This window comes from Inquilinus ginsengisoli (genome assembly GCF_031453975.1).
Taxonomy (GTDB): Bacteria; Pseudomonadota; Alphaproteobacteria; order DSM-16000; family Inquilinaceae; genus Inquilinus; species Inquilinus ginsengisoli_A.
In genome coordinates this window covers 796,640-811,490 of sequence record NZ_JAVDPW010000001.1, presented here as the reverse complement: position 1 = coordinate 811,490, position 14,851 = coordinate 796,640, and the positions used below count along the sequence as shown (strand labels likewise).

The 14,851-nt window shown below is 64.1% G+C and carries 9 protein-coding genes and 1 pseudogene; 3 read left to right on the top strand and 7 right to left on the bottom strand.

The window, feature by feature from the left end; translation table 11 throughout:
* Nucleotides 1-118 precede the first annotated feature (118 nt).
* The 3 genes from E9232_RS03690 to E9232_RS03680 form a co-directional block, all read right to left on the bottom strand.
* Nucleotides 119-1,189: an NAD-dependent epimerase/dehydratase family protein gene (locus E9232_RS03690; protein ID WP_309792203.1), complete on the bottom strand. Its 1,071-nt coding sequence runs from the start codon at nucleotides 1,187-1,189 to the stop codon at nucleotides 119-121.
* A gap of 300 nt (nucleotides 1,190-1,489) precedes the next feature.
* A complete protein-coding gene (locus E9232_RS03685) occupies nucleotides 1,490-2,227 on the bottom strand; it encodes a GDSL-type esterase/lipase family protein (protein ID WP_309792202.1) in 738 nt (245 codons plus the stop codon).
* A 70-nt stretch (nucleotides 2,228-2,297) separates the two neighbouring features.
* Complete coding sequence (locus E9232_RS03680) at nucleotides 2,298-3,392, bottom strand: LysM peptidoglycan-binding domain-containing protein (RefSeq protein ID WP_309792200.1); 1,095 nt, start codon at nucleotides 3,390-3,392, stop codon at nucleotides 2,298-2,300.
* A 707-nt stretch (nucleotides 3,393-4,099) separates the two neighbouring features.
* On the opposite strand from E9232_RS03680, the gene E9232_RS03675 reads away from it, so the two are divergent.
* Together E9232_RS03675 and E9232_RS03670 are read left to right on the top strand one after the other, a co-directional pair.
* Nucleotides 4,100-5,887: a calcium-binding protein gene (locus tag E9232_RS03675; RefSeq protein ID WP_309792199.1), complete on the top strand. Its 1,788-nt coding sequence runs from the start codon at nucleotides 4,100-4,102 to the stop codon at nucleotides 5,885-5,887.
* A gap of 177 nt (nucleotides 5,888-6,064) precedes the next feature.
* Entirely contained in the window at nucleotides 6,065-7,531 is a 1,467-nt protein-coding gene (locus E9232_RS03670; protein WP_309792198.1) for a TolC family outer membrane protein, read from the top strand.
* Between the two features lie 81 nt (nucleotides 7,532-7,612).
* Here the strand turns inward: E9232_RS03670 and E9232_RS03665 are convergent, their stop codons facing one another.
* The 4 genes and pseudogenes from E9232_RS03665 to E9232_RS03650 form a co-directional block, all read right to left on the bottom strand.
* The gene (locus E9232_RS03665) at nucleotides 7,613-8,857 is read right to left on the bottom strand and encodes a peptidoglycan-binding protein (RefSeq protein ID WP_309792197.1); all 1,245 of its coding nucleotides are present in this window, start codon (nucleotides 8,855-8,857) and stop codon (nucleotides 7,613-7,615) included.
* A 720-nt stretch (nucleotides 8,858-9,577) separates the two neighbouring features.
* A complete protein-coding gene (locus tag E9232_RS03660) occupies nucleotides 9,578-10,705 on the bottom strand; it encodes a calcium-binding protein (RefSeq protein WP_309792196.1) in 1,128 nt (375 codons plus the stop codon).
* 517 nt (nucleotides 10,706-11,222) lie between these two features.
* Nucleotides 11,223-11,708, bottom strand: a pseudogene (locus E9232_RS03655) (IS630 family transposase); the annotation flags it as partial.
* A 50-nt stretch (nucleotides 11,709-11,758) separates the two neighbouring features.
* Nucleotides 11,759-12,046 carry a ribbon-helix-helix domain-containing protein gene (locus E9232_RS03650; RefSeq protein ID WP_309792195.1) on the bottom strand — a complete coding sequence of 96 codons (288 nt, stop codon included), beginning with the start codon at nucleotides 12,044-12,046 and terminating at the stop codon, nucleotides 11,759-11,761.
* 728 nt (nucleotides 12,047-12,774) lie between these two features.
* On the opposite strand from E9232_RS03650, the gene E9232_RS03645 reads away from it, so the two are divergent.
* Nucleotides 12,775-14,175: a PleD family two-component system response regulator gene (locus tag E9232_RS03645; RefSeq protein ID WP_309792194.1), complete on the top strand. Its 1,401-nt coding sequence runs from the start codon at nucleotides 12,775-12,777 to the stop codon at nucleotides 14,173-14,175.
* Nucleotides 14,176-14,851: the final 676 nt, after the last annotated feature.

Sequence of the window (14,851 nt, the reverse complement as noted above, 5' to 3'; positions counted from 1 at the left end):
AATCTCTTTTGTATTTTTGATGCAAAATATTAGCATCCAAAATCATCCATCCATTCGAAACCCAATGCCTCAGCCCTTCCCAAAGGGAGCGAGGCGGTTTCCGCCCCGCTCGGCCGCGTCACTCGGCGGCGCAAGCGGACGACCCGTGTGCGGCCGTCCGGCCGGCGCGGCGGAGATCGTCACCGATGACCCCATCCGCCATCAGCTTGCGGATATGGCTGATCCGCTGGTAGCGGGGACCCTCGAACTCCTCCAGCGTCAGGCGCGAGCACCGATAGGCGGCATAGAGCTGCTCGGCCCCCCGGTGCACGTCCCATTGCGGCTGGAACTCCGGCAGGACACGGGCGATCTTCTCGAAACTCACCCGGTAGGACCGCTTGTCGGGTCCGGCGTCCGCCGCGATCTCCAGACGGCAGCCGGGGACGACCTCCGCCACGATCTCGGCGATCTCCCGGATGCGGTAGTTGTGTTCGGTGCGGCCGACATTGAACGCTTGGTTGAACACCGCCTCCGCCGGCGCGCGCAGACCTGCCAGGAAGGCGCGCGAGATGTCCTGGATGTGGACGATCGGCCGCCAGGGCGAGCCGTCGGACTTGAGATAGATCAGCCCCTTGGTCACCGCCCAGGCGACCAGATTGTTGAGGACGATGTCGAAGCGCATGCGAGGCGACAGCCCATAGGCCGTGGCCGGGCGGAAATAGACCGGACAGAAGCTGTCGTCGGCCAGGTGGGAGATGTCACGCTCCGCCCACACCTTCGACCGCCCATAGGCCGTCACCGGATTGAGCGCCGCGTTTTCGTCCACCATTTCGTCGCCGGCCAGGCCATAGTTGCTGCACGACGAGGCGAACAGGAAGCGGCCGACGCCCGCCGCCTTCGCAGCCTGGGCAACATGCACGCTGCCGAGGTGGTTGATGCTGTAGGTGATGTCGGGATTGAGGTCGCCCAGCGGATCGTTCGAGAGGGCGGCCAAGTGGATCACGGCCTCGAAGCCCTCCAGGTCGCGCGGCACGATGTCCCGGATGTCCTTGCGGATATTCGGGACGTCCGCGATGTCGCCCCCGGCCTCGTAGGTGCACCGCTCATAGAGATCGCTGTCGCATCCGGTCACGCTGTGACCCGCTTGCAGCAGCATCGGGACCATCACCGTGCCGATATACCCCCGGTGCCCCGTAACCAGAACTCGCATCCGATGCTCCCTCAGCTTGACGGCGACGGACAGGCCTGTTGCCGGCCAGACGGCCTGAGTTAGAGGCTATGTCATCGGGTGACCCCATTCCGAGAGGTCCGATCGGAGGGCACTTCGCGGCAATCGTTCGTGTTCGCCACCGCCGGATGGAGCGCCCTCCCCCGACAGACAGATGGGGAACCGGTCGGTTGTGAGGACGTCCTCCCCCATCCGGTCGATGCCACCGCAGGTCGACGGCCAAACGGATGAGTAGCTCAGCGGATGGAGGCAGGAGCGGCACCGCCCCGCGCGTCCCGAGCCTCAGCCGCCGGTGGCCTTTACACCAGCCCGGGCGGACCGCAGATAAGCCTCCACCATCGCCGCCCAACGGATATAGGCCGCGGCGCTGAGATGCAGGCCGTCCGTGGTCAGCTCGGCCGGCAGCGCCCCGTTCGGGGCGAGCCCGGCATTGAGATCGAGATAGTCGCTGCCGGTCTCGGTGGCGAGCGCCCTCAAGCCCTCGTTCAGGACGCGGATCTGATCGTTGCGGCGAAAGTCCCAATGGCGCCGGACGTCGGGCCAGGCGTGGTCATCCGTGACGTAGAGGACGGACTGGACGACGACCCCTGCCCCCGTCTTCCGCAGCTCATCGATCAGAGTCCGGAAGGGCTGCAGCAGCGCGGCCGGCGGCGTGCCGTATCCGAGGTCATTGGTCCCGGCCAGCACGAAGACGAGACGCGGCCGCAGCCTGGTGACGGCATTGATCCGCCCCAGGATCTCGCCCACCGTGTCGCCGGATGCTCCCCGGTTGACGACATCGCGGCCGGGCAAAAGTTCGCTCCACTGCGGCGCGGCGGTGATGCTGTCACCCAGCATCACGATGTCGGCATGGATCGTGGGGTACAGCCGCGACAGCTCCACGGGCAACGGATCCACGCGGTGCCGGGGCTGGATGAAGGCGGCATCGGGCAGGAACCGCGCCATGACGCGCTGTGGAAGCTGGGATTCGAGCGCGACTGCGACCACCAGGGCGGCAAGGATCAGGGCCAGGATCTTCATCACCTATCGGCGCGGGATGCCACGTCCCGTGCCTGCGACCCCCGCGATTCATCGCGGTGGCGGAGGCCGTTCACGATCTGCTGCCGGTTGCCGCTGACGTCTGGGATGTGGGAACGGTGAGGATCTGGCCCGGATAGATCAGGTCCGGATCGCGGATCTGGACGCGGTTGGCCATGTAGATGATGGTGTAGTGGGTGCCCCGTCCATACGCGCTGTGCGCGATCCGCCATAGGCTGTTGCCCGGCTGGACGACAACCTTGCCCCGGGCCAGGACGAGGTCGGCGGGGGCTGCGCGCCGGAACGGCGTCTCCGTGCGGTCGGTCACCCGGCCGTCGGCATTCAGTTGGTCGGCCCGCAGGCGATAAGTGCCCGGGGCGATCGGCCGGTCCGGCGAGATCCGGAAAGCACCCGCTGCGTCGATCCAGCCTTCGCCGATCGGATCGTCGTCAAGATAGAGCCGGACCAGGGCGGCAGCGGCGCCGTGACCGCTGATGATGACCGCGCCGTCTTCGCCATAATCAATGACATCAATGGACAGGCCGGGCAGCGCCGCGGCGGCCTCATCCGGACCCTGCAGGATGGTGGAGGCACCGCCGGTCTTCGGAACCACGAAGACGAGCGGCTTGCCGTCGCCCTGGCCCGGTCCCGCCGCCATGCCTTCGATGGTGCCGCCGCGTGAAGGGACGATGACCAGCGCGATATCGGTGGACGTCGTCGTGCGACCGTCGCGCGTCGCACTGAGCGAAAGCTGATGGTCGCCGGGCGCGATCGGCGCCTCCGAGACGAAGACCCAGTCGCCATTGGGATCGGCATCGACCGACCCGATCGCCTCTGCGCCATCGAACAGGATGATCTGGGCTCCAGCAGGCCCCTTCCCGGCGATCACCTGGTATCCACTCGAATTGATTCGGATTGCGTCGAACCGCAGGAGGGTCTCGTTCGCCGCATTCACCGCCGCGTCCTGACCGGTCTCGTGCCCGCCCGCAGCCGAAGGCGACGGGAGCTCCAGCGAGGCAACGCCGCCATGACTGCCGGGCAATGGCGACGGCGGCGACAGTTCGGCCTGTTGCGGATCCGATGACTCGGTCGAAAGCCGGTATAGGATCGTGGATGACGCCGGAAAGACCGCGAGCACGGCGCCATAGATCAGGAGAGCATGTTTCACCTTGGATCCGTCCAGATGAGGCGCCGAACCAGCCGGCTCCGCGCTGCCATTCGATTTCTGCTAAGAAATCCTCAGATCCGGTCTCGCGAGCACCATATTCCCGGCGCCATCTGCAACTACATACGACGAATAACTATCTGACCTTTTCATGATAGAGTGAAAATCGTCAAACACGAGTACCGCTTTTGTATATATTGGCGGCAGGATCGGCGCTTTCTGTTTGATCGGATCAACACCGAGGCGAAGATCACATCAAGGCAGCGGAAAATCACAGCCCTGATACCGGCGGTGCCGGCCATATCCCGACAGGCCCGACATCCCGACAGGCCCGACGCCATCCCTTCTCACAACAGAACAATGGCGAGGAACCTCCGGCAAAGGTCTATCTCGACTTGAAGTCTTCGGCCGATCCTATCCATTCGATGCATGGCCTTCGCAATCCCGCACTCCTCCGGACGCCTGAGGCAGCACATATTTTTAGATTTTCCGCCTTCTTTCTGTCCATTCCGATCGACCCTTATCCGATTTTTGAATGTCATCATACGTCCGAACTGATAAATGGACTAATTCCGTGATTATTTGAGCAAATTGCAATCGATTTGATCTCAGGGCTAGGCCGCCATTCGGATCTGAGATCTTTAGTACCGCGGCATTGGTCTTCTTTCTTAGCCAAATGCGCCGCTCTTATTTCAATCCATGAGGAAACGATGGCAACCTTCCCGACATCAGGCGACGACGTGATCACGGGGTCGAACGGATCCGACACTATTGACGCATTGGCCGGAAACGACATCGTCTCCGGTCTCGACGGAAACGACATATTGGCGGGCAACGATGGCGATGATTTCGTCCACGGCAACGGAGGCGATGACACACTGTCCGGTGGTGCTGGCCTGGACAATCTCGACGGTGGCGACGGCAAGGACACGCTATACGGTGGCGACGACACCGATACCCTGAATGGCGGCGGCGGCAACGACACGCTGGACGGGGGCAGCGGCGACGACCGGATCGATGGCGACGATGGCAATGACTTACTGTATGGCGGTATGGGCGCGGATACGCTCAATGGCGGGACCGGCGATGACCGCATCTGGGGCGGCGGCGACGCCGATGGCCTGAACGGCGACAGCGGAAACGACATCCTCTATGGCGACGCCGGCGACGACGTCCTTTGGGGTGGCACGGGGCTCGACCTCCTGAACGGCGGTGACGGCACCGATCGGCTCCGCGGCGGCGACGATGCGGACCGGCTCAACGGCAATGCAGGCGATGATCATCTGTTTGGCGAGAACGGCGACGATCTCATAGACGGCGGCGACGGCCGTGACGTGATCGACGGCGGCAATGACGACGACACGATCTATGGTGGCCTAGGCGACGACATCATCACTGGCGGCGACGGGCTGGACATCATCGTCGGCGATGCTGGCAACGATAGGCTGGATGGAGGCGCGGGCACCGATCTGCTGAGCGGCTACGAAGGCGATGACCTGATCCTGGGGGGCGCCGGCAACGACGTCCTCGGCGGTGGCCTCGACCAGGACATCCTCGAGGGCGGCGACGGCAAGGACACGATCGACGGCGGCGCTGGCAATGACAAGGCCCACGGCGACGCGGGCGACGACGCGATCTCCGGCAGCCTCGGCGACGACCGTCTGTTCGGCGATGGCGGCCGCGACATCATCCTCGGCGGCGATGGGATCGACGAGATCGACGGCGGCGCCGACAATGACACCATCGACGGCGGCGCCGGAACGGACTGCCTCGACGGCGGTGCCGGCAACGACCTCATCCGCGGCGGAGCCGAGAACGACGCCCTGAAAGGGGGCGATGGCAACGATACGCTCGTCGGCAACAGCGGCGCCGATGTCATGACGGGAGGCGTGGGCGACGATGTCTACTACATCGACAACCGCAGCGACGTGGTGAACGAGAAGGCGGGCGAAGGCAACGACTGGGTTGTGACCTGCTACTCGACGATCCTGGATAGCACGGTGCAGAACGTCGAGAACGTGCAGTTCTTCGGGCTGTGGGGCCTGACCGCCATCGGCAATGCCGGCGCCAACCGCCTCGTCGGCAATGACGGGAACAATGCCCTGGTCGGGCTCGGCGGCGATGACATCCTCAGCGGCGGCCTTGGGAAGGATCTCCTGGACGGCGGCGCCGGCAAGGACATCCTCACAGGCGGGGACGCGGTGGACACCTACCGTTTCATCACCCCGGGCGATTCCGCGGTCGGCGCCAATCGCGACGTGATCACTGACTTCACCGCCGGGCAGGACAAGATCGATCTGTCCTACATCGATGCCGCCGCCGGCGTGTCCGGCAATCAGGCCTTCAGCTTCATCGGCGCCGCCGCCTTCAGCGGCCATGCCGGGGAGCTGCGCTTTGCCGGCGGGATTGTCAGCGGTGACATCAACGGGGACGGGCATGCCGATTTCGAGATCGGAGCGGCTGTGCCGTCGCTGAGCGCAAGCGACTTCGTTCTGTAGCCTCTCGGCACGACGACGGCGCCGGGATGCCGGCGCCGTCCAGCCTCGAACCTCCCGGGATCAGAGAACCATTTCGTCCCGGAGATGCTCGTCCACGAGCTGCTCGGCTTCCCTCGTGATCACCCTGGAATCGACACCTCATGGGCAGGATGGCCTCATGACTGCGGTGTATTGCTGATGACACGATATGGACGGTTCGGACTCTCCACCGCGGTGCTGTCCGCCGCGCTGATGTTGGGCACGGCCTCAGCTTCGGCACAGTCGATGACTGAGGCGCTGGCATCGGCCTATGCCACCAACCCGGACCTCGCTGCCGACATCGCCAATCTGAGGGCAGTCAACGAAGGCGTCGCCCAGGCCCTATCCGGCTACCGGCCGCAAATCACCGCCGATGCCAGCATCGAGAGCCAGTTCACCAACACGACCTCGGATGCCGTCCAGGCCACCGGCCTGATCTCCCAGCTGCAGCCCAGCGGGAAGAGAGGTGATCCCCTGGATTCCGGCGGCCGGGAGGGATACTGGCACGAGGTCAACCCGGCAACGCTTGGCATCACGGTCACCCAGAACATCTACAATGGCGGCCGAACCCAGGCGTCGGTGAACCAGGCCGAGAACACGGTGATGGCAACCCGCGCGGTCGTACAGACCACCGAGCAGACTGTGCTGCTGGACGCCGCCACCGCCTATGCCGATGTGGTCCAGGCCCAGTCGGCGCTCGACGTGCAGCGCAGCAACGAGGCGGTGCTGCGCCGTCAGCTACAAGCGACCCAGGACCGACTCAATGTCGGCGAGGTGACCAGCACCGACCTCAGCCAGTCCGAGGCCAGCCTGGCCAGTGCTGTCGCCGGCCGGATCGAGGCCGAAGGCACCCTTCGCACCAGCCGCGCAACCTTCGAGCGCTTCATCGGCCAGCCGCCGGGAACGCTGAAGACGCCGACAGTGCCGGCCGGCCTGCCGTCCTCGATGCAGGCCGCGATCCAGCAGGCCCAGGCGAACTATCCGGGCATCGTCGCGGCAGTTTTCACCGAGCGCGCCGCGGCCGACAACATCGACCTGCAGTTCGGCGCGCTGCTGCCGTCGATCGACGTGCAGGCGCGGATCCAGCGGCAGTATTCGACGATCTCCCATCCGCGGTCGAGCGGAGGGGCGCAGTCGCGTGTCGATTCCGCGGCGATCGTGGCCCAGCTGACCATCCCGCTGTACTCGCAGGGCAACCAGGAATCGCTGGTGCGTCAGGCCCGGTACACACATGGCCAGCGGCGGATCCAGATCGAATCACAGCGCCGCACGGCGATCCAGGGCGCAGTCCAGTCCTGGCAGGCGCTGGTGACGGCCCGGGCGGCGATCAAGTCGTTCCAGGCCGCGGTCGAGGCCGAGCAGCTGGCTGTGGAAGGCCTGCAGCAGGAAGCTCAGGTCGGGTCGCGCACCGTCCTCGACGTGCTGACCGAGCAGCAGAACCTGCTCAACGCCCAGCTCAACCTGGTGCAGGCTCGGCGCAACGAGGTGGTCGCCGGTTACCAGTTGCGTAACGCCGTTGGCACCCTGACGGCCCAGGACATGGGCCTGCCGGTCAAGGTCTACGATCCGGAGCCGGACTACCAGAAGACCCGGGGCCGCTGGTGGGGCACGTCGGTCGACGAGTGAGGGCTCCTGGGACGAAGGCATCGGCGATCGATCAGCGTAGCGATCCTCGTCAAGGCTGTCGGCGGACTGGATCTTATCCAGTCACTCGCTCTGGGCGACGAGCGTGGCGGTGCGAAGAGCCTCCAGCAGCGTCGCCGAGGGCCGGCGCGTCACCGGCAGGTCGTGGCCCCGTTGGAACGAGGCGATGGCGGATCGCGTTCTACGCCCCATCCGGCCGTCGATCCGACCGACGTCGAGATTCATCTGCTTCAGCAACCGCTGGATCTCGGCGATTCCGGCAGGCGTGACCGGCGATTCCGGCATCGCTGCAGGCTTTGCTCCGGAGACGCCCACCCCAGATGCCATTCCGGCCTGGGCATGGCTCCGCGGCGCCGATGCCGCCAGCTGTTCGGCCAAGCCGTCCAGAATCCGATCCGGGTCGTCACCGGTCGTGCCGGCCCGACCCAACGCGAGCAGGTTCGGTCCAAGAACCAAGCCGACAAACCCGATGCGCGGGGCGGGGGAGGCATTGACGCCGGCGAGCGCCTGCAGCTTCGCCAGCGCCTCTTTTGCCTGCTCGTCTCCGGCATCGGCCGCGACGCCGTACCAGCCGGCGGCGGTCCGGGGATCGGACGTCCCGAGTTCACCGCTCTCGTAGAGTCGGCCCACGTTATAGGCGCCGCGTGGATTGCCGGCCTTGCTGGCTCGTAGAAACCAGACCAGCGCCTCCGCCGGATCGCGCACCATGCCGGAACCGTTGAGGTAAGCGAGGCCCAGGGCGTTCAGCGCACCGCCATGTCCGGCCGCTGCGGCGCTGCGGAAGCGGGCCACCGCCGCCTCGGAATCGCGCGGCACGCCGAGCCCCCGCTCCAGCAGCACCCCGAGATTGTAGGAAGCGCCGGCGACGCCCTGGTCGGCGGCCCGCCGGTACCAATAGGCGGCGTGCTCGAAACTTCGCGGCACCTCGATGCCGAGGGCGAAGAATGTGCCGAGATCGTTCTCGGCGTCCGCCTGTCCGGCGGCGGCGTCGCGCGCCAGGCGGCGCAGCTCGGCGGAAGCCTTGTCCGGCAGGCGGAATTCCGCTCCCACCTCCGGAGCCGGAACGGCGGCACCCGGGACCGCGGGCGCGGATCGTGACGGCGAAGCCGTCGCGACGGACATCCGCGGACCGCCGATGATCTCGGCGAGAGGAGCAGCTTCGGCCCGGCGGCTTGCGAACCCTTCCGCGACGAGACAGCCGCACCCGGCCAGGATGAGCAGCGTCGCGAACGCCTGGCGGGCGGCCGGGCTGTAAGCCCCTCTCGACCCTCGGCCGAGCCTCGCATGGCGATCGCCCGGAGACTTCATCTGACCTCCCTGCCCGCCTGAATTGCGGCCTGCCGGCGGGATCGGTTGGGCATAGGACCGAGCAGACTGCTTCCGTGCGGATGACTGCCTGCCCGGCCCCATGTGGGGGAGCCGCGAGGCTGATCAGCGGGAGACGCCCAGCCCCTTCAATTCCCGAGTGAGATCCTAGTCACCATGGCCTGCTTCGACCTAGATGCACTTCCGGCGGTGCCGCCCACCCGCAACCCATCCTAGGAGGGAGGCGAGCCCATCTGCCGATCAGCGCGCTACCACTTTCCCCCGCTACTCCAGCACCCAGCCTTCGATGGCTTCGGTACCTCTCGCCATGGCTGATGCGAGCGGGCGCCGCGAGTATTGCGGGACCGCGCGAGTTCGGCCGCTGCGCGCCCCGCCTTCAGCGGTATTTATCCGGCCTCACATTCAATTCTCTGGGTCACAAAACAGCAATCGTCACACCGTCGGCCGTGACAGTGCCGCTGTCGACGAGCCGACATCCGCGGCCATCGCGAAGTCGGGCGGCCGTCCAGGCGAGGCACGTTCCCCTTGTGAACAGCCCCATTGAGACGGCGCTCAGATCGTTTGGAGATCTGAATTCAAGCGTGCGACATCGCTCCGCTATTTCTGGTATCGGGGGCCGGCAGACAGCCGGCCCCCGATGACGTTTTTAGCGAAGGAAAGCCTCTCCGTCCGGCCACCGTTGAGCGGTGGGTTTCCTCCGGATCAGAGCACGAAGTCCGAGGCTGACAGATTCGACGTTCCATACAGTTCGATATGGAAGTCGGACAAGCCGTCGCCGTTCACGTCCCCGGCGATCGCCGGATGTCCGTCGCCGTGATCGGCATAGCGCAATTCCCCCGCGTGGTGGCTATAGGGGGCCGTCCCGATGAAGGTGAAGGCCTGGTTGCCCGCCACCCCCGTGTTGGCGTCGATCGCCGACAGACCGATCTTGTCGCCCTGGGCCCGGCTGAAGTCGCGGATCGTGTCGGGCTCGCTAAAGGTCATATGCTGGATCGACGAGAAGCTGAACCGGTCGGCGCCTCCCCCACCGGTCAGCACGTCGGCGCCGGCCCAGCCGTCAAGCACATTCGCCCCGCCATTGCCGACGAGGGTGTCCCGGCCGGCAGAACCGGCGACATTTTCCACCGAGGTGTAGACGTCGTTCGCAGCGTCCCCGCCTGAACCCTTACCGGTCGCGAGGTTGACCGTTACGCCGACGTTGCTGTCGGTATAGGTCACCGCATCGATGCCGTTGCCACCGTCGAAGGTGTCACCGATATAGGTCGACCCTGCGCCACCACGCATGATGTCGTTGCCATCCTGGCCGTAGAGATAGTCGTAGTCGGCTCCGCTGCTGAGCGTGTCGTTGCCCGCCCCGCCATACAGCATGTTGGTACCGCTGTTTCCGGTCAGGGTGTCGTTGTGGGCGCTGCCGTCGATGTTCTGGAAGTTGGAGAAGCGGTCGCCGGTCGCTTCGCCGCCGTTGGCCGTATGGGCGGCCAGGTCGATGGCGACGCCGGCGGGAGAGTTGCGGTAGCTGAGATAGTTCAGAGTGCCCGTGTCGCCGCCATCCATGACGTCGGCGCCGGCGCCGCCTTCGATGTAGTCCTGACCGGCGCCGCCGTTCAGATAATCATCGCCCTTCGCACCGACCAGATGATCGGTTTCGCTGCCGCCGAAAATCGTATCGTTACCGTCCTCGCCCGTCAGATAGTCCTTACCGGCGCCACCATCGATCCTGTCGTTTCCGTCCTGGCCATAGATATGATCGCCGCCTTCCAGGCCGGTGATCGTATCTGCCCCCATCGAGCCCCATAGATCGTCGATACTGTTCGTTCCATTGATGATCATTGCGATCATTCTCCTTGCGAATCACTTAGCGGCGCCCGTCAACAAACGAAGTTCAGAACCCCTCTGCAAATGAATTAAGAATGAGCGCAATTTTCGTCGAATAACTATTTATGCTCTTATGTTGAATAAAATCTTGACGAAGCGAGGCGGCATATATTTTTTCCTCAGCCAAGAGCTGCAGCGGATTATTATCTTTTTCGATTCATGATTCAGGTCTAATTGTCGCATCACTCCGACCGGCAGCCGATGACTGGCTAGATTCCGACCACCGATGTCAGCGACCACAGCTTGTCGCGAAGCCTGCACGGCCTTCGGAGCCGCCGCGGAAAGAAGCCCCCATGGATCTCGGCGCTGCCGCGGCACGTCCCTTCGAGCGCCGTGCCAGGCCAGGTCCGGGTCCGCAACTGTCGGAGGCTAGGCTCTCACGCCGGACACGATCCAGCCGCGCCACGTCTCTGGCGGCGATGATGGCGTCCGGATCGGCGCGCCAGGGGAAGGGCTTCGGCGCGTTGTGCTAGGCGATGAAGCGATCGACGGCGGCCTGGAGATCGGCGGGGGATCGGAACACCCCGCGCTTCAGGCACCTCTTGGCGAACTCGGCGAAGAAGCCTTCGACCGCGTTAAGCCAGGAGCCGAGGTCGGGGCGAAGTGGAAGGCCAGCGCGGATGATGTTGGAGCCATTGCCGCGCCGTGGGGTGCTTTTTGAGCGGCATAGTTGTCCATGATGGCATGGACGATCTTACCGGCTCGTACCGCAGCCTCGACGACGTTGAGGAAGAGGATGAACCCCTGATACCGGTCGCGCCGCATGTTACGGCCGATCACGGCGCCATCGAGCATGTTGAGGGCGGCGAACAGCGTTGTCGTGCCGTGGCGGATATGGTCGTTGGTCATGGTCCCGGTGCCCAGGCTCCATCGCCAAGTCCGGCTGAGTGCGGTCGAGCGCCTGGATCCGGCACTTCTCCTCTGCCGACAGCACCAACCGCATGGCGGGAGGATCGACTTAGAACCCGACCCACGGATGCCCTGCAGCGATCCCTCAGGTGGTCGCCTTCAAGCGTAGCCCCTAGGGACTGTCGGGCGGCGCTTGTGGGCCAATGCGAAAAAGTAGGCCTGGATGAACACGCGGACCGCGCTGGACAGACTGCCGTCACTTCGCTGGGAAGCGCGGATCCGCCCGACAAGGGCGTTCACGGAGATGCCCTCTCGCATCACGATCTCCTCCAGCCCGCGCCAGAACTGCTGCTCCAGGCGGATGCTGGTGCGGCTTCCACCAATTGTGACGTTCCGCGTCCGAGGTTCGAGCGGATTCAGTATCTGGAAATTCGCGGATTGGCCCATTATCGTCGCCATTTCAAATGTTGATGGCGATATTCCTCTCGACTAGCAAAATCACTGAAGCTCGGAATTCGGCTGTTGACTTATCCATTTCGCGGATCGGGGTACTCCTTCTGTTGCAAGCGACCGATATCGACCAGCCTTGGAGGTGGTGCATGACCCGATGGATCACCGCCATCCGTCCGCGATCTTTGGAATGGCCGGGCGGACCAGCTTTGATGCGGGACAAACGGTTGTGGACGTCCATCACCGCCGCGACAGCGATCCCGAGCCCAGCCAGACCGAAACCTTCCCAAACCGACAGGCCCTCCAGCGTCAGTAGGTCCCGCGGCGACGCGAGGGGTCGCGACCGGCAGAGCCTGGGCCACGATGCCCCCCATCAGCGGGATGCAGAAGGCGGACTGCGTCTCCCTACCGGCTGTTGGCCTGTATAAACACGCGCGCGACGATCGAGAGATTGATGCGCTTCCGAAAAAATTACCTAGCGCCCAGGCAAATTTCATTTGGCATAACACAATATGCGGACCCGACGCAGACACACCTAACGATCCTGTACGAGACCGACAATTGTACGGCCAGTCACGAGATAGCTGCATCCCTATGTATGATCCCGATCTAGCATGATATTGTTTGTGGGTGTCAGCGAGCCGGGTGACGAACCCGCACCAACCCAGTGTCCGTCGAGCATAAGAGATATAAGTATCGTTTAAGCGTGGAATTGAGTTGAACTCATGACAGCGCAAGTACTAATTGTTGATGACATTGAGGCAAACGCCCACATCTTGAGCGTAATCGCTTCGGATCAGTACTATACCGTCATTACAGCGGACAGCGGCGCCGGCGCGATCGAGCTTGCACAAAGCTGGCATCCTGACGTCATTGTTCTTGACGTGATGATGCCTGAATTGGATGGATATGAGACCTGCCGCCGTCTGAAAGCGGACGAGCGCACCATGCACATTCCAGTCGTCATGGTTACCGCGCTCAATGGCAGCGCCGACAAGCTTCGCGGACTCGAATGCGGAGCCGACGATTTCCTCACCCGACCTATCGACACGGAGACATTCCTCGCCAGGATCAAAGGCCTAGTTCGTCTCAAGCAGCTCTTCGATGAATGGCGAACTCGACATGAGACGACTCGAGCCCTGGGGCTAGTCTCCGAACCGCTCGGCAGAGTCGAGGTGAGCGGGGCCAGCGCCCTGATCGTCGATGACTGGGATCTCGGCGCCGCGAGCGTGGAAAGCGCCCTAGCCGAGGACGGGATCCTGGCTGTGCGGGCCTCCAGCGAGGAGGAGGCCATTGCCATCAGTGCGGTCCAGGAGTTGAGCCTGATCGTCATCAATCTCTCGATGCCGAATGTCGAGCCGCTCCGCCTGGCGTCGCGATTGCGGGCCAATGTGGCCAGCCGCGACATTCCCCTGCTCCTGATCGCCGAGGTCGATCATCGGGACCTGGTCCTGCGGGGTTTCGATCTCGGCGTGAACGACTGGATCTCCCGGCCATTCAACCCGAACGAGTTCCGCGTTCGGGCGCGCAACCAGATCCGGCGCAAGCTCTATCAGGAACGGTTGCGCAGCGCGCTTGACGGGGCACTGAAGATGGCACTGACCGACCCGTTAACCGGTCTCTATAATCGACGCTACTTCATCCGTCACATGGAAGGAGTTCTGGGGGGAAAGCAACCGACGAATGTCGCCTTGCTCATGATCGACGTCGACAGCTTCAAGATCGTCAACGACCGGTTCGGCCATCAAGCAGGCGACACCGCGCTAGAGCTGCTGGGAGAAAGGCTGCGCCTTGAGGTTCGGCCGGCCGATCTCGTTGCCCGCCTAGGTGGCGAGGAGTTCGCTGTGGTCATGATCGGAGCCGGATTCGACGAGGTCGCCGCCACCGCGGAGCGGGTGCGACGCAACCTCGCAGAGCGGGAATTCAATCCCACCGGAGAGAGTGTCGTTCCGTTGACCGTTAGCATTGGGGGGGCAGTGGCTTTGGCCAGTGATCTCAGCCTGGACGCATTGATGCGGGTTGCCGACCGGGCGCTGTACCTCGCCAAGGCGCGCGGCCGCAATCGCGTTGAAATCACGGATTTGGCAAGCAACGACCTCCAGACGACCTTGAGGGGGCTCAAGTAACTTCGATTAGCTCCGGTCAAGTCCCGCTGCTTCGAGGCGTTATCGGGAACCAGCGGCCAATATCTGGTCAACGCCGCTGGCGATAGTGACCCAAAGCTGCTGACGGTGCGGCAGTGGCTTGCGTCGATGGTCCACCTTGAGAAATCAGGATACAACGCGGCAGAGAGACCTCGCCGGCGCCGAGGCTATGGATTGCGTCGCGGGCTGGATCAGCAGCAACGGCCCCCGCACGATTGGCGGCCAGACGAACCTGCCCGTCTCCAGCTCTTGGCGAACAGGCACAGTTCGGTGAACAGCCGGTTTGCATTCACCCGGCGCCGGCGCGCCACCTCCGAAGCCCACGCGCCAGGAGCACGCGCCCCCTCCAGGAGCAACCGCTTCTCTTCTCGGACCCAACGCCGACGCGCCGATCCCGTCGACTTCACCTTCTTCCCTTCGGGTATCCACCCAATTGGTGGATACCCGAAGGGAAGCCTGACCCTTGCCGACAACAGGCCGCCAGATCACGCGTAGGGTCAGCCGAAGGGGTGACCGGTACACCCGCGTCATAGGCGCCGAGGCAGGGTCGGCGGGAGGATCGTTGACCGTTTGATAACCGTCACTCCGGCGATCGATGGCCGATCAATCCAAAGAATACGTCACATCCTGCACGGGAAGTCCCATTTATACCGGGACG

Excerpts from the sequence above, each read along its gene's own strand:
- E9232_RS03650 (WP_309792195.1), bottom strand. The coding sequence starts at position 12,046 with ATGGGCCAATCCGCGAATTTCCAGATACTGAATCCGCTCGAACCTCGG.
- E9232_RS03665 (WP_309792197.1), bottom strand. The coding sequence starts at position 8,857 with ATGAAGTCTCCGGGCGATCGCCATGCGAGGCTCGGCCGAGGGTCGAGA.
- E9232_RS03675 (WP_309792199.1), top strand. The coding sequence starts at position 4,100 with ATGGCAACCTTCCCGACATCAGGCGACGACGTGATCACGGGGTCGAAC.
- E9232_RS03685 (WP_309792202.1), bottom strand. The coding sequence starts at position 2,227 with ATGAAGATCCTGGCCCTGATCCTTGCCGCCCTGGTGGTCGCAGTCGCG.
- E9232_RS03660 (WP_309792196.1), bottom strand. The coding sequence starts at position 10,705 with ATGATCATCAATGGAACGAACAGTATCGACGATCTATGGGGCTCGATG.
- E9232_RS03645 (WP_309792194.1), top strand. The coding sequence starts at position 12,775 with ATGACAGCGCAAGTACTAATTGTTGATGACATTGAGGCAAACGCCCAC.
- E9232_RS03670 (WP_309792198.1), top strand. The coding sequence starts at position 6,065 with ATGACACGATATGGACGGTTCGGACTCTCCACCGCGGTGCTGTCCGCC.
- E9232_RS03690 (WP_309792203.1), bottom strand. The coding sequence starts at position 1,189 with ATGCGAGTTCTGGTTACGGGGCACCGGGGGTATATCGGCACGGTGATG.